Source organism: Pseudarthrobacter sp. P1, from assembly GCF_050156935.1.
GTDB lineage: Bacteria > Actinomycetota > Actinomycetes > Actinomycetales > Micrococcaceae > Specibacter.
In genome coordinates this window covers 4,083,817-4,104,801 of sequence record NZ_CP189584.1, presented here as the reverse complement: position 1 = coordinate 4,104,801, position 20,985 = coordinate 4,083,817, and the positions used below count along the sequence as shown (strand labels likewise).

Sequence of the window (20,985 nt, the reverse complement as noted above, 5' to 3'; positions counted from 1 at the left end):
CCATGACTGAAACCACCGCGCCGCTGCTGATCCTGGCCTCCGCCTCCCCCGCCCGCACCAAGCTCCTCACCGACGCCGGGGTGGAGCACCAGGTGGTGGTCTCCGATGTCGACGAGGACGCCGTCGCCGCCCGCTACGGCGTCTTGGATCCGCACGACACGGCCCTGCTGCTGGCCCGCGCCAAGGCCGAGGCCGTGGCCGCCTTGGACGAGGCCGACGGCGCCGTGGTGCTGGGCTGCGATTCCGTGTTCGAGTTCGACGGCGTGGCCTACGGCAAGCCATGGGAGCCCGAAGTGGCACGCGAACGCTGGCTCAAGATGCGCGGCCGCTCGGGCGTGCTGCACACCGGGCATTGGCTGGTGGACGGGCGCGACGGCGGCAGCGGCGCCACCGTGGGCGCCGTCGCCTCCGCGGAGGTCTACTTCGAGAACATCACCGATGCCGAACTGGACTCCTACATTGCCACCGGCGAGCCTCTGGCGGTGGCCGGCGGCTTCACCATTGACGGCCTCGCCAGCGCCTTCGTGCACCGTGTCGACGGTGACCCGCACGCCGTCATCGGCCTGTCCATTTCCACCCTGCGCTCCCTGCTGGAGCACACCGGACTGTCCATTACGGACCTCTGGGCCTGACCCCGCTTTCGGTGGTCGAGCGGGGGCCGACTGCCGCGAGGGGCCCGCAGCGAGCCTGCGCGCTGTCGGAGCGGCTGGGGACCGAGACCTCCCGCACCCGACCACGGCACCGTTTTGTAGGAACCCTCCAAAAACCAGGCCACCTACACGCCGAATCAGCATGGTGCATGGGCCAATACCTCACAAACACGCTAGGCTCGCAGGAAGAATAGAAGGAGTCCTTCGTGAGCAATTCACAATCCGCCGGTGCAGTGTCCTCCGGTGCACAGACCGCCACCATGACCAAGGTGCTCGTTGCCAACCGCGGGGAAATTGCGGTGCGCATCATCCGTGCCGCACGCGACGAGGGGCTTGCCTCCGTTGCCGTGTACGCCGAGCCGGACCGCGATGCCCTGCACGTGCGCCTGGCCGACGAGGCCTTTGCCCTTGGCGGCAACACCGCTGCGGAGTCGTACCTGCTGATCGAGAAGATCCTTGAGGCCGCTGCGGCCTCCGGCGCCGACGCCGTGCACCCCGGCTATGGATTCCTGGCCGAAAACGCCGAGTTTGCCCAGCGCGTGATCGACGCCGGCCTGGTCTGGATCGGTCCGTCGCCGTCGGCCATTGCCTCCCTGGGTGACAAGGTGCAGGCCCGCCACATTGCCGAAAAGGTGGGTGCTCCGCAGGTGCCGGGCACCAAGGACCCCGTGGCCTCCGCCCAGGAGGTGCTGGACTTCGCCGACGAGTTCGGCCTGCCGCTGGCCATCAAGGCCGCCTACGGCGGCGGTGGCCGCGGCATCAAGGTGGTCCGCGACCGCGACGAGATCCCCGAGGCCTACGAGTCGGCCGTCCGCGAGGCCGTGGCCGCGTTTGGCCGCGGCGAGTGCTTTGTGGAGCGGTTCCTTGACTCCCCCCGGCACGTGGAAACCCAGTGCCTGGCCGATGCCTTCGGCGACGTCGTCGTCATCTCCACGCGCGACTGCTCGCTGCAGCGCCGCAACCAGAAGCTGGTGGAGGAGGCCCCCGCGCCGTTCCTCTCCGCCGAGCAGAACACCCGCCTGTACGAGTCCTCCAAGGCCATCCTGAAGGAGGCCAAGTACCAGGGCGCCGGCACCTGCGAGTTCCTTGTGGGCACCGATGGCACCATCTCCTTCCTGGAGGTCAACACCCGTCTGCAGGTGGAGCACACCATCTCCGAGGAGGTCTCCGGGATCGATCTGGTCCGCGAGCAGTTCCGGCTGGCCCGCGGCGAGGCCCTGGGCTACACGGACCCGGAAATCCGCGGCCACTCCTTCGAATTCCGCATCAACGGCGAGGATCCGGGCCGCGGCTTCATGCCCGCCCCCGGCGTCGTCGAATCCCTGAAGCTGCCCACCGGCCCCGGCGTCCGCGTCGATTCCGGCATCGAGGCCGGCGAGGTCATCGGCGGCAACTTCGATTCCATGCTGGCCAAGCTGATCGTCACCGGCGCCACGCGCGAGCAGGCGCTGCAGCGCTCCGGCCGGGCCCTGGCGGAAATGGAGATCGGCGGCATGCCCACCGTGCTCCCGTTCCACCGCGCCGTCGTCGCCGATCCCGCCTTCGCCCCGGCGGACGGCACCCCGTTCACCGTGCACACGCGCTGGATAGAGACCGAGTTCAACAACACCATCGCCCCGTTCAACCTCGCGGGCGCCGCGGGGGCCGAGGACGCCGGTGAGCGCCAGCGCATCACCGTCGAGGTGGGCGGCAAGCGCCTGGAGGTGGTGCTGCCCGCAGCCCTGGCCGTCGCCAGCGGCCGCACCGGCGTGGCCAACGGCAAGTCCAAGGCCAAGAAGGCCAGCCGGCGCGCAGGCTCCGGCCCGGCCGCGGCCAATGGCAACGACCTCACCTCCCCGATGCAGGGCACCATCGTCAAGGTGGCAGTGTCCGACGGCGACATCGTGGCCGAGGGCGACCTGGTGGTGGTGCTGGAGGCCATGAAGATGGAACAGCCGTTGACGGCACACCGCGCCGGCACCATCCGCGGCCTCAGCGCCGCCGCCGGCGACACCGTCTCCGCCGGGGCCGTCCTGGCCTCCATCGAGGACTAGGCACCAGCTGCATAAAAGAACCGCGTCCCTCCGCCTTGGCAGAGGGACGCGGTTCATCTATGTGCGGACGGCGGGCTACTTGACGTTGTCGTTGTAGCTGAGGTCCTTGGTTTCCTTCATCAGGAACAGGGCGATCAGCGTCAGGACGGCCATGGAGCTCAGGTAAATGCCCACCAGGACGGTGCTGCCGTGGGCGCTCTGCCAGAGGGCGACGGCGATGAACGGCGCCACTGCCGCACCCAGGATGGATGAGACGTTGTAGCTGACCGCCGAGCCCGTGTAGCGGACGTTGGTCGGGAACAGCTCGGGCAGCAGGGCTCCCATGGGCCCGAACGTCAGGCCCATCAGGGTGAAGCCGATGATCAGCAGGCCCAGGACGCCCACGGTGCCGCCGGCAAAGAGCGGCACAAAGGCAAAGCCGAAGACGAAGATCCCCAGCGTGACCCAGAGGAGGGTCTTGCGGCGGCCGTACTTCTCCGCGAGCGGGCCCGCCACCAGGGTGAAGACGCCGAAGAAGGCAACGCCCACAATGAGCATGATCAGGAAATCGTTGCGGCCGTAGCCCAGGCCCGGAGCAAAGGAATCGATGGCGGACTGGCCCATCGGCTTGCCGGCCTTGGCCGCGGCCGCCTTGGCGGCGTCCAAGGTTGCCGGGGCCGTGCCGTAGGTCAGGGTGAACGTGGTCATCAGGTAGAAGAGCACATAGGTGGCCAACATGATGAACGTGCCCAGGATCAGCGGGCGCCAGCTGGTCTTGAAGACCCGGCCCACGGGCAGCTTGGAAACTTCGCCGGCCTCGACAACCTTCTGGAAGGCCGGGGATTCGACCAGTTTCAGGCGGACGTAGAGGCCAATGATCACCATCACCGCGCTGAGCAGGAACGGAATGCGCCAGCCCCAGGACATGAACTGCTCCGCGGAAAGCGTCAGGTTCAGGACGAGGAACAGACCGTTGGCAATGATAAAGCCAATGGGGGCGCCCATCTGCGGGAAGGTTCCGTAGATGGCGCGCTTGTTGGCCGGCGCATTTTCCCCGGCAAGCAGCGCCGCACCACTCCATTCCCCACCCAGGGCCAGACCTTGGGCAAAGCGCAGGAGCACCAGCAAGGCCGGGGCCCAGAAGATCCAGCCGGAAACCTGCGCGGTGGGCAGGCAGCCGATGAGGAAGGTCGCGATACCCATGGTCAGCAGCGAGGCCACCAACGTGGCCTTGCGCCCCACCTTGTCGCCAAAGTGGCCGAAGAGGATGGAGCCCACCGGACGTGCCACGAACGCCACACCAAAGATGGCGAAGGAGCTCAGCAGCTGCGTGGCGGTGTCCGCAGTGGGGAAGAAGAGCTTGGGGAACACCAGCACGGCGGCAGTGGCATAGACATAGAAGTCGTAGAACTCAATGGTGGTGCCGATCAGGCTGGCCACAACCACCCGCCCGCGGGTATTGGCCTTGGGAACGGCGGAGTTTGGATCAGCCTTGGTGGTGCTCATGGGCCCGGCTTTCGCAAAGGGGCCGGAGGCACCAGACGGCCCCCGGCGGTGGATGGTGATCCTTCAACCCTATGCCCAACCGTCCGTTCAGTGGATAAACCGTCCCACCATGTGGACAAACGTTTCGGTTCCTGCACTCGTGGTGCATCCTTCCTCCGCCTCACCGCGGGCCGGTTGATCCGGATAGGCAAATGTCACACCGCGTTTACAACCGGCGTCAGTGCGCGAAACGGGGACTTCCTACCGTTAAGTCATCAGCATCCATCCCGTGGAGGAACCCATGACGAATGACAGCATCCAGGCACCTGCCGGCCGGGCCACTGCCCCGGCCTCCGTCCTGACCCGTGCCCCCGGCCGCTGGCTGGCCGGGTGGGACGCCGAAAACACCACCCAGTGGGAGGGCGAGGGCCGCCCAATCGCCCGCCGGAACCTTGCCTGGTCCATCGCCTGCGAGTTCCTGGGCTTTGTGATCTGGCAGCTCTGGAGCGTGGTGGTGGTCTTCCTGCCGGCGGCCGGGTTCCACTACTCCTCCTCCGAGCTCTTCTGGCTGATCTCGATGCCGTCCCTGGTGGGCGCCACACTGCGCATCCCGTACACCTTCATGGTGGCCAAATTCGGCGGCCGCAACTGGACCATCATCTCGGTGCTGCTCCTGCTGCTGCCGGCCACCGGCCTGGCCCTGTGCGTGGGCAACCCGCAGACCTCCTTCGGCACCATGCTGGCAGTGGCCGCCCTGGCCGGTGTGGGCGGCGGCAACTTCGCCAGCTCGATGGCCAACATCACCTTCTTCTTCCCGGCCCGCGAAAAGGGTTGGGCGCTGGGCCTGAACGCCGCCGGTGGAAACCTCGGTGCCGCCGTCGCCCAGCTGGCCGTGCCGCTGGTCGTCACCGGCCTGGCCGCCGGCGCCGTGAACCTGCCGCTGGCCGGCTGGATGTGGGTTCCACTGATCCTGCTGGCCGCCGTGGGTGCCTGGAAGTTCATGGACAACATCACCGCCGCCAAGTCCGACGTCGCCGGCTCGCTGGCCGCACTGCGCGAACCGCACCTGTGGATCCTAGCCCTGCTGTACATCGGCACCTTCGGTTCCTTCATCGGCTTCTCCAGCGTCTTCCCCAAGCTGCTCGTTGACACCTTCGGCGCCGGCACCGGCTTCAAGCTGGGCTACGCCACCTTGTCGCTGGCCTTTCTGGGTGCACTCGTGGGCTCGCTGGCCCGCCCGTACGGCGGCCGGCTGGCCGACCGTTGGGGCGGCGCCCGGGTGACGGTGGCCTGCTTCGCCCTGCTGGCCCTGGTCACGCTGGTCCAGGTGTGGACCCTGCCGCTGCACAGCTTCCCGCTGTTCCTGGGCCTGTTCCTGGTGCTGTTCGCCGCCGCCGGTGCGGGCAACGGTTCCACCTACCGGATGATCCCGGTGGTCTTTGCCCTGCGGTCCGGAACGCACGACGGCGGCTCCGGAGTCAGCGCCGGCCGCAAGTCGGCCGCGGCGCTGGGCCTGATCTCCGCCATCGGCGCCTACGGCGGCTTCCTGGTCCCGCAGCTGCTGAACGCCTCGAAGACGTCCACCGGCGGCTACGCCGGTGCGTTCTACGGCTTCGTGGCCTGCTACCTGCTCCTGATGGGCCTGACCTGGTTCGCCTATCTGCGCCGCTCCTCGAACACCGGACTGCGTGGGGTCTGACATGCCCACCGCCACAGCAACTGCCACGCACTGCCCCTACTGTGCCCTGCAATGCGCCATGACCCTGACGCCCGCCGCCTCGACAGAGGCATCGGGGCCGGCGGCGTCGGGGCCGGCGGGGGTTCCGGAGGTGGGCGGACGCGATTTCCCCACCAACCGGGGCGGCCTGTGCCGCAAGGGCTGGACGTCGGCATCGCTGCTGCGGCACCCGGAACGCCTCACCGAGCCGCTGCTCCGCGGCGCCGACGGCGTGCACCGGCCCATTTCCTGGGACGAAGCACTGGAGCTGTTGGCCGGGCGGGTGCGCAGCATCCGCGCGGCCCACGGCGCCGACGCCGTCGGCGTCTTTGGCGGCGGCGGACTGACCAACGAGAAGGCCTACCAGCTGGGCAAGTTTGCCCGGCTGGCACTGGGCACCTCCAGGATCGACTACAACGGCCGGTTCTGCATGTCCTCCGCCGCGGCGGCCGGCAACCGCGCGTTTGGCATGGACCGTGGGCTGCCGTTCCCGGTGGAGGACCTGGACTCCGCTGCCACCATTGTGCTGCTGGGCTCCAATGTGGCCGAGACCATGCCGCCCTTCGTCCAGCACCTGGCCGGGGCGCGGGCGGCCGGCGGGCTGCTGGTGGTGGATCCGCGGCGCAGCGCCACCGCCGAATTCACCGCCAACGGAGCCGGCCTGCACCTGCAGCCGGTGCCCGGCACGGACCTGGCCCTGCTGCTCGGGCTGGCCCATCTGGTCATCGCCGAGGGCCTGGCCGACACGGAATACATCGCCGCCCGGACCAGCGGCTATGACGCGCTGGCCCGCAGTGTGGCCGCCTGGTGGCCCGAGCGCACGGCCGCCGTGACGGGCGTGCCCGTGCCGGTGCTGCGCGACGCCGTGGCCCGGCTGTCCGCCGGCGCCCGCGGGGCTGGCTGCTACATCCTCAGCGGCCGCGGCGTGGAACAGCATGTGGACGGCACCGACACCGCGACGGCGGCCATCAACCTGGCCCTGCTGCTGGGGCTGCCCGGCTCCGCCAACAGCGGCTACGGCACCCTCACCGGCCAGGGCAACGGGCAGGGCGGGCGCGAGCACGGCCAGAAGGCGGACCAGCTGCCCGGCTACCGCAAGATCACCGACCCCGCGGCCCGCGCCCACATGGCCATGGTTTGGGGCGTGCCCGAGTCCAGCATCCCCGGCCCCGGGCTCCCCGCCGTCGAACTCCTGGCCTCCATGGGCGCCCCCGGCGGCATCAAGATGCTGATGGTGCACGGGGCCAACGTGGCCGTCTCCGCCCCCGACGCCGGCGCCGTGATCAAGGGCCTGCGGAGCCTGGACTTCCTGGTGGTCTGCGATTTCTTCCTCTCCGAGACCGCCGCCGAGGCCCACTTGGTGCTGCCGGTGGCCCAGTGGGCCGAGGAGGAGGGCACCTTGACCAATCTGGAGGGCCGGGTGATCCGCCGCCGCGCCGCCCTCACTCCCCCGCCCGGCGTGCGCACCGAGCTGTGGATCATGGCCGAACTCGCCCGGCTGCTGGCGGCCCCGTCCACGTTCAGCGCCGAGCCGGAGACGGTCTTCGAGGAGCTGCGGCGCGCGTCCGCCGGCGGGCTGGCCGACTACTCCGGGATCGACTATGCACTGCTGGACTCCGGAGCGGCGGCCTACTGGCCCTACCCCGCCGGAAGCACCGGCACCCCCCGACTGTTCCTGGACAGCTTCCCGCGTGCCGACGGCCGCGCCGCCTTCACCGCCGTCGCGCCGCAGGCCCCGGCCGAGGAGCGCTTCGCCGGAGCCACGCTGGCGCTGGCCACCGGGCGGCTGCTGGAGCACTACCAGTCCGGTGCACAGACCCGCCGGGTGGCCGAGCTGGCCGCGGCGCAGCCCGAATCCAGGCTGCTGATCCACCCCGCCACCGCCGCCGCCCGCGGCATCACCGACGGCGCTGACGTGGAGATCGGGAACGCCCGCGGAACCGTGCAGGCCCGCGCGCAGCTGAGCACCGGCATCCGGCCCGACACCGTGTTCCTGCCGTTCCATTTCCCGGGCCGGCACAGCGCCAACCTGCTCACCCAGGCGGCCACCGACCCCATCTCCGGCATGCCGGAATTCAAGACAAGCACCGTGCTGGTGCGCGCAGCCAACCCCCAGGAGGAGCCATGAACGAGAACGCACCCCGCGCGGTGGTGGTGGGCTTCGGCCCGGTGGCGGCCCGTCTGGTGGAAGAGCTGCTCCCCGCCGTCGCGGCCGGGACCCTGAACGTCACTGTGCTCGGCGCCGAGCCGGAGCCCGCCTACAACCGGGTGCTGGTGGCCGATCTGGGCGTCGGCCGCACCAACCTGGGGGCCATCACGCTGGCCGATCCGCACCAGCTGCGCGCCGCCGGCGTGGACGTCCGGCTGGGCACCGGCGTGCGCCGGGTGGACCGGGCCAGCCGCCGGGTGCTGCTGGCCGACGGCGGCAGCGTCGGGTACCGCTGGCTGGTGTTCGCCACGGGCTCGGCCGCCGTGGTCCCCAACCTCACCGGGCTGAACCCGGACCCGCTGGCCGATGCCGGATGGACCGGCGCTCCGCTGCCCGCCGGCGTCACCTCCTTGCGGGACGTGCGCGACGCCGCCGTGCTGCGCGCCGCCGTCGAGGCGCAGGCCCGCGTGGTGGTGCTGGGCGGCGGCATCCTGGGCCTGGAGACGGCGCTGGCCGCGGCCGAGGAGGGCGCGCAGGTGACAGTGGTGCACCACGGCAGCCACCTGATGGGCCGCAGCCTGGACCGGGCCGGCGGCTCGCTGCTGGCCGCCACGCTGCGCCGGCGCGGCGTCCGGGTGGCGGGCAACGCCCGCTCCACCGGCGTTGAACTGGCCGGCGCTGGGCATTCCTTCTCCGCACTGCTGCTGGAGGGCGGCAGTGCCATCGACGGCGATCTGCTGGTCCTTTCCTGCGGCGTGCGGGCCCGCACCTCGCTGGCCTCCGGTGCCGGCCTGGCCACGGGCCGCGGCATCCTGGTGGACCACGGGCTGCGCGCCCACCACGATCCCGACGTCTTTGCCGTGGGCGACTGCGCGGAGGTCCGCTGCCTGGACACGGCGTGCCTGCCCTGCCGCGGCGCCACCGGACCGTCCGGGCTGATCGGGCCGGGCTGGCGCCAGGCCGAGTTTGCCGCCGGGGCGCTGCTGGCCGAGGCCGCGGCGGGGGCCTCTGCCGGCACCGGATCCGCCGGTGCGGCGGTGCCCGCACGGCTGGCTGCGGAAAAGGAATCGGTCATCCTGCTCAAGGCCCGCGGCGTGGACCTGGCCGCCGCCGGCACCGTGTCCGCGGACCCGTGGGACGAGGAGCTGCCCGAGCCCCACGCGGTCCCCGCCCGCAAGCCGCTGATGGTCTCGCAGTGGTCGGACCCCGGGCACGGCCGCTACGTGAAGATGAGCACCCGGGCCGGGGTGCTGGAGGGCTTTGTCTGCGTCGGCATGCCGCGCACCGCCGCCGAGCTGGTGCTGCTCTTTGAACGCGGCTCCGAACTCCCCGCGGACAGGTCCTCGCTGCTGCGCCTGGATGGGCCGGAGCAGCTGGTGGACACGGGTGCCGCGTCCGGCCCGTCCGGCCCCGAGGACACCGTCTGCCGCTGTGCCGGGGTGACCTGCGGAACCATCACTGACGCCGTCGAGTCCGGCTGCGGCACCGTGCCCGAGGTCTCCGCCGCCACCCGCGCCGGCACCGGCTGCGGGGGCTGCCACGACACCATCCGCGGCCTCATCGAACGCCACTTCGCCCCCGCCGCCGCCTAAAGAGCGCCGGTCCAGCTTCGCTGGTCGAGCGTGTCGAGACCTCCCGGGCACCGCTCCGGGACGCACAACTGCATCCATGACGCCGGTTCCCTTCTGGGACATGACTACGACTGCGTCATGAACGGAATTCGGCGTCAGCGGCACCCGGGGACACGCCCGGCGCACCGCTGGTCGAGCTTGCCGAGACCACCCGTGGCGCCGGAGCGAAGTCCGCTTCCGCTTTGTCCTGTCTTTTCCGGACGGCTGGCGCTAGTGTCTTGGTTCAACGGCGCCGTCCTGCCAGCCGCCGTCGACCCGGAGGCCAGGAGGCACCATGGCGGACGCACCCGTGAGCGTGGTTGTGGTGGACGATCATCCATTCTTCCGCGACGGCGTCAAGCGCGGACTCGCCCAGAGCCCCCTGATCCAGGTGGTGGGCGAGGCCGGCAACGGGGTGGAGGCCCTGGCCCTGCTGCGCACCGAGCGGCCCGCCGTCGCCGTGGTGGACTACCAGATGCCCCAGCTGGACGGGGTGGGTCTGGTCCGAGCCCTCGTTGACGAGCACCTGCCCACCCGGGTGCTGCTGCTGTCGGCCTTCACGGACAGCACGGTGGTCTACAAGGCCATGGAGGAGGGAGCCGCGGGATACCTCTCCAAGGATGCGCCCCGCACGGAGATCGTCGATGCCGTGCTGAAGATTGCCCGCGGCCAGACGGTGCTGCCACCGGAACTCGCCGGCGCCCTGGTGGCACAGATCCGGCTGCGCGCCGCCCCGGACGTGCCCGTGCTGAGCGAGCGAGAGCTGCAGGTTCTCCAGGGGTTTGCCCGCGGCCTGTCCATCCCGCAGCTGGGCGCCGAGTTGTTTCTCGGCGCGAGCACCGTCAAGACCTACACGGCACGGCTGTACGAGAAACTCGGCGTCTCCGACCGCGCCCAAGCGGTGGCGGAGGCCATGCGGCGCGGCCTGCTGGACTGATGGCCAGCCCCGCCGTTGCCGATGTGCTCCTCGCGCATGCCCGGAGTGGTGTGCAAATCCAGCTGGTCCTGCGGGTGGTCCTGGTGGCCTTCGTGCTGCTCACCCTGGTTTTGGTGCCGCCGGCCAATGACAGCACGGCCTGCTTTGTGGCCGCCGGCGGCTATGCCCTCTTCACCGCCGCCGTCGCCGGCTGGGTCTGGCGCGGCGGTCCGACGGCGGTCCGGCTCGCCTGGGTGGCACTGTTTGCCGACGTGGCGCTGCTGGGCTCGCTGTCCCTCCTCACCGGCCTGGCGTCGGAGCAGAGCTGGACGGCGGATGTGCTGGCCAACGGCCTGTTCCTGATCCCGGTGCTGGCCGCCAGCCAGCTGCGGCCGGGCGTGTGCACCGCCGTGGTGGTGCCCACTGTTCTGGTCTATCTCGGGACGAACATCGCCACCCGGAACGCGAACGACGAGCCCTGGGAGTCGGTGGCCCTGCGCACCCTGGTGATCGCCGGTCTGGCCGCGGGCTGCAGTGCCCTCTCGCGCGTCCAGCGCTCCCGCGTGCTGACCATCGCTTCTCTGGTGGAAAGCCGCACGGAACTGCTGGCCGACCTGCTGGGCATCGAGGGCAGGGAACGGCGGGCCCTGGCCGAGGACCTGCACGACGGCGCGCTGCAGTACATCCTCGCCGCCCGGCAGGATCTGCACGACGCCCGGGGACCGGACGGAGTCGAGGCCCTTGAGCGGATTGAGCATGCCCTGGACCAATCGTCGCGGCTGCTGCGCTCCACCGTCACCGAGCTGCATCCGGCCGTGCTGGCCCAGTCCGGCCTTGCCGGTGCCGTGGCCTCGCTGGCCCGCGGCGCACGGGCCCGCGGCGGGTTTGCCGCCGACGTCGATACGGCCGGCTGGCCGGAGGGGCTGCGGACCAGTATCGACGCCCTCCTGTATGCCGCCGCCAGGGAGTTGGTGGGCAACATCGTCAAGCATGCCGGAGCCACCCAGGTCACGGTGGTGCTCTCCCTGAGCGGTGGGCAGGCCCGGCTGGACATCGCCGACGACGGCTGCGGCCTGGAACCGGACGCTCGCCCCCGCCGGCTGGGCGAAGGCCACATTGGCCTGGCCTCCCAGCGGGCCCGGCTCCAGGCCGCGGGCGGCCGCTTCGACGTCGCACCACTGGAACCGCACGGCACGGTTGTCAGCATCGCGGTGCCGGTGCTCTGAACCGGCGCGGCCCGCCAAAAACAGGCCTTGTCCCCCGATTGGCGGACGGAATGCGTCCACCCACCGGCGCCCCGGAGTCACCCGCCGGATCCACCAATCGGCTGGCAGCAGGGGTGCACGGATTCGGCGAATCTTGATTCATACCCGCAGAACAGCGGCCACGATCAAGGAGAAACCGATGACGACAGCACCCCAGGACCCGAAGAATGACAACACCGCAACCCCGCAGGGCAAGGGCCGCCCGGCTCCCCGGCGTCCGCGGAAGCGCGGCCGGCGTGTGCTGCTCGCCGCCATGGCCCCGCTGCTGCTCGGAGCCCTCGTCCTGACCCCGGCTGCCGCCAATGCCGCCACGCCGGCCACCCCCGTCGCCGAGGACAAGGAGACATCGATGACGGCGGCGTCGGGCACCATGGCCGCGTCGTACACCCGCGGATTCAATGTCCACAACCTGACGAGTGAGCCCATCACCGTCTCGAAGCTGGAGCTGAACGCCGGCTTCCCGGGTGGCCGCCCGGACGTAGGGCACGTCCTGCAGCCGGGCCACAGCGACCGCTGGGAGTTGGAATGGCTGTTTGCCTCCAACTGGAACTCAGCCACCGTTTCCTACAATCTGGGCAACGGCACCGAGGCCCGGCTCGGGATGCGAATCGATCCCCTCATCGGGGTGCCGAGCTTCCCCTTCTCCAGTGCCGGCGGCAACTTCGAACTGAAATTCAGCGGCACCGACGCCTACATCCTCAACGCGCCGGGGACCGTTCGGGACATCCCCGCATCGCTGGCGCAGGCCCAGGCCCAAGTGCTCAAGGACCTGTGCATGAAGTCCAGTGCCGCCACGTGCAAGTTCACCGCAACGAAACAGGAAAAGATCCAGGGCCCCGAGCACCAGGTGGGCCATACCTACAACAACCCCACCAACATGACCTCCCGCAAGACCGTCTCGGGCCAGGACACCGTCGGGGTGAGCGACAGTTTGGGTGTTGGGGTCAAGGTCGGCACCACGCTGTTCGGCGTCATCGATGCGGAGATCAGCGCCCAGTACAACCACGAGTGGACCAAGCAGCACACGTTCAGCGAGTCGGTCGAGGCGGACGTGCCGCCGTTCGGATCGGTCTGGCTCTCGGCCTCGGAACCGATGATCCGCGATACGGGCAACTTCACCATCACCATGGGCAACACCACCTGGCACCTGAAGGACGTCTACTTCGACAGCCCCGATGCCTCCGGCCATGGCTCCTGGACGCTGCACGGCCCCGAGGGCACGACCGTCGTGTCGCAGCAGCCGGGATCCGCGCCCGTCGAAGTGCGCTAGCGGGGCCCGGGGTTTCGGCTCCGCCCGCCGGTCGAGCGAAGCCGAGACCCCGGCCGAGGCCGACGGGCTCAACCAGCGGGTGGGTGGAACCATGCGGTGGCCCGCTCGCGGAAGACTCCCGGGGGCAGGGCCGCGGCACCGGCGGGGAGGGCCGCCAGCAGCGGGATATCGAGAGTGTCGAAGTGCGCCCGGTTGCCGCGTTCGACGGCGTCCGGGTGCTGCGGCCACGCACCGATCACCAGACCCAGCACCGGGAGCCGGCGCCGCTCCAGAGCCTCCAGCGTCAGCGCGGCATGGTTGAGCGTGCCCAGTGCACTGCGGGCCACCAGTACGACGGCGGCCCGCGGCGCCAGCGCACCGGCCAGGTCAGCCAGGGTGTGCCCCTCCCCGTCCAACTCCACCAGCAACCCGCCCGCACCCTCCACCAGCACATGGTCGTGCGCGGCGGCCAGTGCATCGATCCGCCGCACATGGTCTTCAAGCGCCGGCAGCGGTACGCCGTCGAGCGCAGCGGCGGGCACCGGGGCCATCGGCTCGGTCAGCCGGATGCCCTCGTGGACGCCGCCAATGCCGGCCAGCCGGCCGACCTCCCCGGCATCCCCGGGCTCATCCCCGGCGACGCCCGTCTGGACCGGTTTGTAGACGGCCACGTGCCGTCCCGCAGTTTCCAGCGCGGCCGCGAGTGCCGCCGTCGCCACCGTCTTGCCCACGTCCGTGTCGGTGCCGGTGACCACCAGGATCCGCGGCGCACCCGCCAATCCACCGCCCAGGCCACCGCCCCGTCCCGCAGCCAGCCCCTTGGCCACGGGCATCTGGGCGCTACGCATCCGCGCCTGCAGCCACGTGCACCGTGAGCGGGGCCTGGAAGGAAAGCAGCCGCAACCACGCCGGATCCGGCCCCGCCGGCACCACGCCCGGCAGGGCCCGGGCGGTTTCGTGCAGCACCAGCCGGGTTTCGAGTTCGGCCAATTTGGCGCCCAGGCAGCGGTGCAGCCCATGGCCGAAGGCCAGCGCATAGTCGGTGGGGCGGGCATCACTGGGGTGGTGGCCGCTGAGTTCGAGCAGGATCTCCGCCCCCGCGGGAAGGTCAACCCCGTCCAGCACCGTCGGGTGGGCGGTGGCGCGCCGCCAGGTGTGCACGGAGGATTCCGCGGCCAGGACCCCCCGGACAATGCTGCCCGCCGCGGCCTCGTCCTCGCCGGCCACGGCCCAGAGGGCACGGTCGGCGAGCGCCCGGTGCATGGTGGTGGCCATCAGCTGCGAGGTGGTCTCCTGGCCGGCGATGGCCAGGAAGTAGCCCAGCGAGCAGATCTCCGCCGTCGACAATCCGGCGGCATCGAGCACGCCAAAGAGGGAGGTGCTCCCCCGGCTGGCCAGCACCGTGCCGCGCAGCCAGCCGTAGAACTCCGCCGCACTGTGGGCCAGCACCAACTGCCTCTCCTCGTCCGGCCAGCCCCAGAAGAGCTCCAGCGAGTCCCTGCTCCAGCGCTTGAAGAGGTCCAGGTCCGGGCAGTCGACGCCGATCAGGTCAACCATGATGAGCGGCGGGATGTGCTTGGCAATGGCATCGGCCAGATCCACCGGGCCATCCACCAGGGCGGCCGCGACGGCGCGTGCCCGCTCCCGGGTGAGCTCGCGGACGCGTGGTCCGATGGCGGCCACCGTGGCGGGCGTGAAGAAGCCGGCCACCAGGGAGCGCACGCTCCGGTGCTGGGTCCCCGTGGCCGAGGCCAGGATGGGCGGCAGGGCAAAGCGTTCCCTGGCGAGGATCCGCCGCGCCGCCGGGCTGAGCGGCACCACGGCCGTGAGCGCGTTGGTGGGCAGGAAATCCTCCACCCGGCGCAGCACCTCGCGCACCATGGAGGGCTCGGAGACAACGTGGTAGTTCATGCCGCCCCGCCTCTGCTGGTTACGGCCGGCTCATCCGCGAGCGCGGCCGAGACCAACGCTGCCGCATGCCGCATCTGCTCCGCGGACAGGTCGGCCCGGGCCGTGAGCCGGAGCCGGGACACGCCGTCGGGCACGCTCGGCGGGCGGAAGCAGCCCACCAGCAGACCCTGGTCCTGCAGCCGCGAGGCGATGGCCAGGGCCCGTTCGGGGCGCCCCACCTTGATGGATTGGACGGCGCCCGCCGCCGCCTCCGTTCCGCAGCCGGCAGCCAGCAGCGCGGCATTGCGGGACACCGCTGCCACACGGTCCGGCTCCTCGCCGATGATCCGGCAGGCCGCCGCCGCAGCGGCCGCAGCCGCCGGGGCCAGCCCGGTGTCGAAGATGAACGTGCGGGCCGTGTTCACCAGATGCCGGCGCAGCAGCGCGGACCCCAGCACCGCTCCGCCCTGCGCCCCGAGCGCCTTGGACAGCGTGGCCGTGACCACGACGCCGTCGCGCCCGGCCAGCCCGGCGGCATGCACGCTGCCCGCACCAGCGCCGGTGACGCCGATCCCGTGGGCCTCGTCCACCACCAGCAGGGCGTCAAACTGCGCGCAGAGCCGCGCGGCCTCCACCAGCGGTGCCGCGTCGCCCAGCACCGAATAGACGGATTCGAGCACGACAACGGCCCGCGGCTGGGTGCGTGCGGACAGCAAGGTGCGCAGCTGCGCCAGATCCGAGTGCGCGCAGCTGGCCACCTCGGCGCGGGACAGCCGGGCGGCGTCGATCAGCGAGGCGTGGATGTGTTCGTCCAGAACGATGAGGGTGCCGGGTCCGCCAAGCGCACCCAGCAAGCCAAGATTGGCGGCGTATCCGCTGGAGAAGGACAGGGCGGATTCGGCTCCGGTTAGGGCGCAGAGCTCCGACTCAAGTTCCAGGTGGACGGCGGAGGTGCCGGTGACCACCCGCGAGGCCCGGGCTCCGGTGCCGTGGCGGTGGATGGCGGCGATGGCGGCCGCGGCCAGCCGGGGATCGGTGGACAGACCCAGGTAGTCGTTGGAGGCCAGGTCCAGCAGCGGGCTGCGGCCGGTGCCGCCGCGGACTGCATCGCCGCGGACCAGGCCGCGAGTGATCCGGACACGTTCGCGCCCCTGGAGCCACTCGGTCATGGCGCCCATCAGCCGTGCACCGCCGCGATGGCGGCCACCATGCCGGCGCCGATGGCGGCGATGTCCGAGCCGCTGCTGACATACGGCGGCATCGCATAGACCAGGTCGCGGAAGGGGCGCAGCCAGACGCCGTGCTCCAGCCCGGCGCGCGTCACGGCAACCACATCCACGGCCCGTTCCAGCTGGACGACGCCGGTGGCCCCCAGCACCCGGACGTCCCGCACCGAGGACAGCGACGACGCCGGTGCCAGCGCGGCGGCCAGCCCCCGTTCCACCCGGGCCACCTGTCCCTGCCAGTCGGCGGCCGCCAGCAGGTCCAGCGACGCAGCGGCGACGGCGCAGGCCAGCGGATTGGCCATGAAGGTGGGCCCGTGCAGCAGCGCCCGGAACTCCGAGGTTGTAATCGCGGACGCCACCTCGGCGCTGCACAGCATGGCTGCCAGGCTCAGATAGCCGCCCGTGAGAGCCTTGCCCACGCACAGAATGTCCGGCCGCATGCCAGCCCACTCGGTGGCAAAGAGCCTGCCGGTTCGGCCAAAGCCAGTGGCGATCTCATCCCCAATGAGCAGCAGTCCGTGCTCGCTGGCCACCCGGCGCAGGGCCCGCAGGCAGTCAGGGGCGTAGATGTGCATCCCGCCGGCACCCTGCAGCACCGGCTCAACGATGATGCCCGCCAGCGAGCCCTCGTGTCGGGACGCTGCGGCCTCCATGGCCTCGATCCAGGCGGCCACCTCGGCGTCGTCGGACACCAGCACGCCGTCCACCAGCGTGGCGGCCGGCGGGCGCGGCAGGAACTCGTGTTCCGCCACCAGCCCGGGGAACGCGCTGTGCATGCCGTCCACGGGGTCGCAGACGCCCATGGCACCGATGGTGTCCCCGTGGTAGCCGCCGCGCAGGGCCAGGAAGCGCTGGCGGCGCGGCCGCCCCACCGCGGCCTGGTACTGCACGGCCAGCTTCAGCGCCACCTCCACCGAGACGGAGCCGGAGTCCGCGAAGAACACATGCGGGAGCGTGCCGCCGGCAAGCTCCACCAGCTTCTCCGCCAGCCGGACCGCGGGTTCGTGGGTCAGGCCGCCAAACATCACGTGGCTGAAGCGGCCGATCTGCTCGCGCAACGCTTCATCCAGCACCGGGTTGCGGTAGCCGTGCACCATCGCCCACCACGAGGACATGGCGTCGACGACGTCGTAGCGGGCGCCGTCGGGCCCCTCCAATTCCAGCCGCACGCCCGAGGCTCCATGCACTGTGTAGGGAGCCGGCCCGTCCAAGGGCGCATAGGGGTGCCAGAGCAGCCCGGCGTCCCGCGGGGCCAGGCTCGTGCTGCTGGGCATACCGGTGCCGCCGGGAATGGTGAGGGTGGCGGTGCTACGCATTGGGCGCAACTGCGGTGCCGGCGCCGCGGCGGCGGATGGTGACGGCGTCGGCTGGCACGCCCGTGCCGGCAGCCGCCTCGGAGGATGCCGCGCCCGGGTCGGAACAGCCTGCGTCGGCACAGCACGAACCGGCGCACCCCTGCCCGGCCCGGTCCGGGCCGGTGCCTGCGTCTGCGCAGCCCGACGCCCCGGCGGCAGCACCGCCGTCGGCGCCCAGCACCACCAGCCCGGCGTCGGCGATCATCGCCAAATCAGCGGCAGCCTCCTGGCCCTCGCTGGTGAGGTAGTCGCCCAGGAACAGCGAGTTGGCAATCTGCAGCGCCAGCGGCTGGAGCGAGCGCAGGTGCATTTCGCGCCCGCCGGCCATCCGCAGCTCGGCCGCCGGGCAGGCCAGCCGGACCAGGGCCAGGATGCGGATGCACCGGGCCGGGGTCAGCAGCCAGGTGTCCGCCAGCGGCGTGCCGTCAAAGGGCATCAGGAAGTTGACCGGAATGGAATCGCTGCCCAGCTCCCGCAGGGCAAACACCGCCTCCACCAGCTGCTCGTCACTCTCCCCCATGCCGACAATCAGCCCGGAACACGGCGACAGCCCGGCGGATTTGGCATGCTCAACGGTCGCAATGCGGTCAGAGTATTCGTGGCTGGTGCAGATCTGGGCATAGTTGGACTCGCTGGTGTTCAGATTGTGGTTGTAGGCGTCCACCCCGGCATCCCGCAGCTTGCCGGCCTGGCCGTCCTTCAGTATCCCCAGGCAGGCGCACACCTCCACCTGCGGGTAGCTCTCCTTCAGCTCGCCCACGATGCCCGCGACACGGTCCACGTCCCGGTCGCTGGGGCCGCGGCCGCTGGCCACCAGGCACACCCGGGAGGCGCCGGCGGCGATGCCGCTGCTGGCCTGCTCCACGGCCTCGGCGGGCTTGAGCCAGCTGTACTTGAGGATCTGCGCGGCCGAGCCCAGGCGCTGGGAGCAGTAGCCGCAGTCCTCGGGGCACAGGCCGGACTTCAGGTTCACCAGGTAGTTCACCTTGACCGTGTTGCCGAAGTGGGCCCGGCGCAGGCTCGACGCCGCCGCGGCCAGGGACATCAGCTCGCCGTCGGCGGAGCGCAACACCGCCAGGGCCTCGGCCTCCGTGAGGGTGCCGCCGCCGAGCTGGCGGCGGGCCAGGGCGGCGAAATCAAGGGCGCCCGGCTCGGAGGTGGTGGCGTCGGAATTATTGAACACTGTTTTATTGAACACTGTGCAAGTATCTTGGGGGTCTGGGGTGTTGTCAATCGTGGGGCAGAATGGGACCGGTTCCACAGAAGGGGGAAGGCATGCTCTCACGGGCACAAATCGTCGATACCGCGTTCGGCATTCTTTCCAGCTACGGCCTGGCCGACCTCTCCATGCGCAGGCTCGCCCGCGACCTCGGCGTCCAGCCCGGGGCGCTCTACTGGCACGTGAAAAACAAGCAGGAGCTGCTGGGCGTTCTGGCGTCGCGGATCCTCGATCCGCTCGACGGTTCGGAGGCGGACGTGCGCCGCAGTGCCGCGGACATCCGCACCGCACTGCTGGCGGTCCGCGACGGGGCCGACGTCGTCGCCCTCGCCCAGGCGCTGGACCCGAACTCGCTGGTCCCCCTCCGCCGGCTGGGCACCCTGCTGGCCGAGGGTGGGCTCGACGGGCGCGCCGCCGCCTGGGGTGCGCGCACCCTGGCGCACTACATTCTGGGGTCGGTGGCCGAGGAACAGACCCACGCCGAGCTCTTCAAGGCCGGGCTGCTGGACCCCGCCGGCAGCGGCGGCTCGGACACCGCACACTCCCCCGAGGACGCCTTCCTCTTCGGCATCGACACCATCCTCCGCGGCCTGCACGCGGCGTAGCCCCGTCCGCCGGGAGCGGCTGGGACCCGGGACCTCCCGGAACCGACGGCGCCAGCCTCGCTGGTCGAGCGAAGCCGAGACCTCCCGCGCCCGACGGCGGCCGGGGACACCACCAGCCCACCGGGTTTCGGCTCCCGTTCGCCAGTTTCCCTAACCTCGCTTCGCTCGGCCAGGGGACCCTGCTGTCTCTCTTGGCTGCGCTCAACCAGCGCGTGCAAACCGCGGTGATCGGCCGCCCAGTGCGCGCAGCCGGTGCCGGGCCGGTTCCTCGACGTACCTGAACAGCAGATGGGTGGCCAGGGCGATGCCGGCCAGGCACGCCGCCGCGAGCAGGTTAGTTGCCAGCGGACCGGCGCCATGGAGCCAGTCCCTGTTTAGCCAGTAGAAGAGGTAGATGAAGAACATGTGGACCAGGTACAGGCTGTAGGAGCAGCGCCCGCTGTACTGCAGCCAGCGCGCGGACAGCGCCGCGCGGACCCGTCCGCGGGCCAGGCTGAGCAGGGCGATCAGCAGCGGGAAGGCCAGCACGGCCAGCCGTCCCGGACCCGGTTTTCCGGCCGCGGCCAGGAAGACCGCGACGGCGGCTCCGGCCAGCACGGCGCCGGGCCCGGCCAGGGCCGGGTTGAAGTTCATCCGGTCCGCGTTCCGTGCCGCGATGCAACCGAAAGCACCGGCGGTGAAGCAGCAGGCGATCCGCAGCAGCCACTCATACGGCTGGGGCCCGCCGGTGGCGATGGGCAGGTCCTCACCCCAGAGGGCCGTCGGCACCAGGACCAGCACCGAGGCGGCCAGCGCCGCCAGCGGATGCAGCCGGCGCAGCCTGAAGAGGACCACCGCCAGCAGCGGAAACGCCAGGTAGGCCAGCCATTCGGCGCTGACCGTCCAGCCAGGGCCGAACCAGCTGGCGCCATCGGTACCCGGCTGGAACCAGAGATGGACCATCAGCAGCTGCCTGGCCATCCCCCACGGCGACAGATCCGGAGCCTGGGTCTGCAGCGACCAGGCCCCTACGGGGTGCTGTCCGGCCCCATACGCGAACCACAGGCCCAGCACCCCCACCACCAGTGCGAACGCCGGCCACATCCGGGCGAACCGGGCCCAGACAAAGTCCCCGGCCGCACGCCAGCGGAACCGAGGGCCCAGCCGGTCCAGATAGGTGTAGGTGATGATGAAGCCGCTGAGCACAAAAAACACGTCCACGCCCAGGTCGCCGTTGGCAATGACGGGACGGAACAGCTCATAGATGGGGGCCAGGAAGGTGTGCCGCATGGCTTGGAGATGGAAGAGCACCACCCACAGCGCCGCAACGAAACGCAGTGCGGTCAGCGTCCCGATATCAGGCCGGGACCGCTCCAGCTCCGTCTTAGCGCTTTTCGACCGGGAACGCTCCGCCCCGGCGCTATCCGGTCCGGCGTTCCCTGGGATCGGATTCCCAGGGGTGGCGTGACGCGGAGGCGAGATGAGAGAAACCATTCAATCCACCATAGCCGAGGCTGCTGACCGGAGTCAGGGAGAAACCTGGGTGGCTTGTGGATAAGTGGAAAATGGCCACGCCAAGTCGCACTCTGTCAGACAAAAGTGGTGTTGTCAGCGGGGAGGGAACAACTTAGAATCGGCGCATGGCCCCGTATGCAGGG

At 70.7% G+C, this 20,985-nt stretch carries 16 protein-coding genes; 9 read left to right on the top strand and 7 right to left on the bottom strand.

What is annotated here, in order from left to right:
• Positions 1–2: 2 nt before the first annotated feature.
• Both ACQCSX_RS19195 and ACQCSX_RS19190 read left to right on the top strand, forming a co-directional pair.
• On the top strand, positions 3–632 hold the full coding sequence (locus tag ACQCSX_RS19195; protein WP_427016806.1) for a Maf family protein: 630 nt from the start codon (positions 3–5) through the stop codon (positions 630–632).
• Between the two features lie 278 nt (positions 633–910).
• Positions 911–2,683, top strand: a complete 1,773-nt coding sequence (locus ACQCSX_RS19190) for an acetyl/propionyl/methylcrotonyl-CoA carboxylase subunit alpha (protein WP_427019104.1) — start codon at positions 911–913, stop codon at positions 2,681–2,683.
• 75 nt (positions 2,684–2,758) lie between these two features.
• Here the strand turns inward: ACQCSX_RS19190 and ACQCSX_RS19185 are convergent, their stop codons facing one another.
• Positions 2,759–4,168, bottom strand: coding sequence for an MFS transporter (locus ACQCSX_RS19185; protein WP_427016805.1), 1,410 nt, complete (start codon positions 4,166–4,168; stop codon positions 2,759–2,761).
• A 280-nt stretch (positions 4,169–4,448) separates the two neighbouring features.
• Between ACQCSX_RS19185 and ACQCSX_RS19180 the strand changes: the two genes are divergently transcribed.
• The 6 genes from ACQCSX_RS19180 to ACQCSX_RS19155 all read left to right on the top strand — a co-directional run bounded on the left by ACQCSX_RS19180 (position 4,449) and on the right by ACQCSX_RS19155 (position 13,074).
• Complete coding sequence (locus ACQCSX_RS19180; protein WP_427016804.1) at positions 4,449–5,846, top strand: MFS transporter; 1,398 nt, start codon at positions 4,449–4,451, stop codon at positions 5,844–5,846.
• Position 5,847: 1 nt separating this feature from the next.
• The gene (locus ACQCSX_RS19175) at positions 5,848–7,992 is read left to right on the top strand and encodes a molybdopterin oxidoreductase family protein (RefSeq protein ID WP_427016803.1); all 2,145 of its coding nucleotides are present in this window, start codon (positions 5,848–5,850) and stop codon (positions 7,990–7,992) included.
• The gene (locus tag ACQCSX_RS19170; RefSeq protein ID WP_427016802.1) at positions 7,989–9,605 is read left to right on the top strand and encodes an FAD-dependent oxidoreductase; all 1,617 of its coding nucleotides are present in this window, start codon (positions 7,989–7,991) and stop codon (positions 9,603–9,605) included. Before ACQCSX_RS19175 ends, ACQCSX_RS19170 begins: the two co-directional genes overlap by 4 nt.
• 313 nt (positions 9,606–9,918) lie before the next feature.
• The gene (locus tag ACQCSX_RS19165) at positions 9,919–10,560 is read left to right on the top strand and encodes a response regulator transcription factor (RefSeq protein WP_427016801.1); all 642 of its coding nucleotides are present in this window, start codon (positions 9,919–9,921) and stop codon (positions 10,558–10,560) included.
• Positions 10,560–11,765, top strand: a complete 1,206-nt coding sequence (locus ACQCSX_RS19160; RefSeq protein ID WP_427016800.1) for a sensor histidine kinase — start codon at positions 10,560–10,562, stop codon at positions 11,763–11,765. The genes ACQCSX_RS19165 and ACQCSX_RS19160 overlap by 1 nt, the downstream gene beginning before the upstream one ends.
• A gap of 178 nt (positions 11,766–11,943) precedes the next feature.
• A complete protein-coding gene (locus ACQCSX_RS19155; RefSeq protein ID WP_427016799.1) occupies positions 11,944–13,074 on the top strand; it encodes a hypothetical protein in 1,131 nt (376 codons plus the stop codon).
• A gap of 68 nt (positions 13,075–13,142) precedes the next feature.
• On the opposite strand, the gene bioD is transcribed toward ACQCSX_RS19155, so the two are convergent.
• The 5 genes from bioD to bioB are packed head-to-tail and all read right to left on the bottom strand — an operon-like array spanning position 13,143 to position 18,707.
• Positions 13,143–13,901 carry a dethiobiotin synthase gene (bioD, locus tag ACQCSX_RS19150; protein WP_427016798.1) on the bottom strand — a complete coding sequence of 253 codons (759 nt, stop codon included), beginning with the start codon at positions 13,899–13,901 and terminating at the stop codon, positions 13,143–13,145.
• Positions 13,894–14,964: a cytochrome P450 gene (locus tag ACQCSX_RS19145; RefSeq protein WP_427016797.1), complete on the bottom strand. Its 1,071-nt coding sequence runs from the start codon at positions 14,962–14,964 to the stop codon at positions 13,894–13,896. The genes bioD and ACQCSX_RS19145 overlap by 8 nt, the downstream gene beginning before the upstream one ends.
• On the bottom strand, positions 14,961–16,112 hold the full coding sequence (locus ACQCSX_RS19140; protein WP_427016796.1) for an 8-amino-7-oxononanoate synthase: 1,152 nt from the start codon (positions 16,110–16,112) through the stop codon (positions 14,961–14,963). The genes ACQCSX_RS19145 and ACQCSX_RS19140 overlap by 4 nt, the downstream gene beginning before the upstream one ends.
• 8 nt (positions 16,113–16,120) lie before the next feature.
• Positions 16,121–17,485 carry an adenosylmethionine--8-amino-7-oxononanoate transaminase gene (locus ACQCSX_RS19135; protein ID WP_427016795.1) on the bottom strand — a complete coding sequence of 455 codons (1,365 nt, stop codon included), beginning with the start codon at positions 17,483–17,485 and terminating at the stop codon, positions 16,121–16,123.
• Complete coding sequence (bioB, locus tag ACQCSX_RS19130) at positions 17,478–18,707, bottom strand: biotin synthase BioB (RefSeq protein ID WP_427019103.1); 1,230 nt, start codon at positions 18,705–18,707, stop codon at positions 17,478–17,480. Before bioB ends, ACQCSX_RS19135 begins: the two co-directional genes overlap by 8 nt.
• 92 nt (positions 18,708–18,799) lie before the next feature.
• Between bioB and ACQCSX_RS19125 the strand changes: the two genes are divergently transcribed.
• Positions 18,800–19,348 (top strand): TetR/AcrR family transcriptional regulator C-terminal domain-containing protein, encoded by a 549-nt coding sequence (locus tag ACQCSX_RS19125; RefSeq protein ID WP_427016794.1) that lies wholly within the window; start codon positions 18,800–18,802, stop codon positions 19,346–19,348.
• A 201-nt stretch (positions 19,349–19,549) separates the two neighbouring features.
• On the opposite strand, the gene ACQCSX_RS19120 is transcribed toward ACQCSX_RS19125, so the two are convergent.
• On the bottom strand, positions 19,550–20,821 hold the full coding sequence (locus ACQCSX_RS19120) for an acyltransferase family protein (RefSeq protein WP_427016793.1): 1,272 nt from the start codon (positions 20,819–20,821) through the stop codon (positions 19,550–19,552).
• Between the last annotated feature and the right edge of the window lie 164 nt (positions 20,822–20,985).

Excerpts from the sequence above, each read along its gene's own strand:
- ACQCSX_RS19195 (WP_427016806.1), top strand. The coding sequence starts at position 3 with ATGACTGAAACCACCGCGCCGCTGCTGATCCTGGCCTCCGCCTCCCCC.
- ACQCSX_RS19190 (WP_427019104.1), top strand. The coding sequence starts at position 911 with ATGACCAAGGTGCTCGTTGCCAACCGCGGGGAAATTGCGGTGCGCATC.
- ACQCSX_RS19185 (WP_427016805.1), bottom strand. The coding sequence starts at position 4,168 with ATGAGCACCACCAAGGCTGATCCAAACTCCGCCGTTCCCAAGGCCAAT.
- ACQCSX_RS19180 (WP_427016804.1), top strand. The coding sequence starts at position 4,449 with ATGACGAATGACAGCATCCAGGCACCTGCCGGCCGGGCCACTGCCCCG.
- ACQCSX_RS19175 (WP_427016803.1), top strand. The coding sequence starts at position 5,848 with ATGCCCACCGCCACAGCAACTGCCACGCACTGCCCCTACTGTGCCCTG.
- ACQCSX_RS19170 (WP_427016802.1), top strand. The coding sequence starts at position 7,989 with ATGAACGAGAACGCACCCCGCGCGGTGGTGGTGGGCTTCGGCCCGGTG.
- ACQCSX_RS19165 (WP_427016801.1), top strand. The coding sequence starts at position 9,919 with ATGGCGGACGCACCCGTGAGCGTGGTTGTGGTGGACGATCATCCATTC.
- ACQCSX_RS19160 (WP_427016800.1), top strand. The coding sequence starts at position 10,560 with ATGGCCAGCCCCGCCGTTGCCGATGTGCTCCTCGCGCATGCCCGGAGT.
- ACQCSX_RS19155 (WP_427016799.1), top strand. The coding sequence starts at position 11,944 with ATGACGACAGCACCCCAGGACCCGAAGAATGACAACACCGCAACCCCG.
- bioD (WP_427016798.1), bottom strand. The coding sequence starts at position 13,901 with ATGCGTAGCGCCCAGATGCCCGTGGCCAAGGGGCTGGCTGCGGGACGG.
- ACQCSX_RS19145 (WP_427016797.1), bottom strand. The coding sequence starts at position 14,964 with ATGAACTACCACGTTGTCTCCGAGCCCTCCATGGTGCGCGAGGTGCTG.
- ACQCSX_RS19140 (WP_427016796.1), bottom strand. The coding sequence starts at position 16,112 with ATGACCGAGTGGCTCCAGGGGCGCGAACGTGTCCGGATCACTCGCGGC.
- ACQCSX_RS19135 (WP_427016795.1), bottom strand. The coding sequence starts at position 17,485 with ATGCGTAGCACCGCCACCCTCACCATTCCCGGCGGCACCGGTATGCCC.
- ACQCSX_RS19125 (WP_427016794.1), top strand. The coding sequence starts at position 18,800 with ATGCTCTCACGGGCACAAATCGTCGATACCGCGTTCGGCATTCTTTCC.
- ACQCSX_RS19120 (WP_427016793.1), bottom strand. The coding sequence starts at position 20,821 with ATGGTTTCTCTCATCTCGCCTCCGCGTCACGCCACCCCTGGGAATCCG.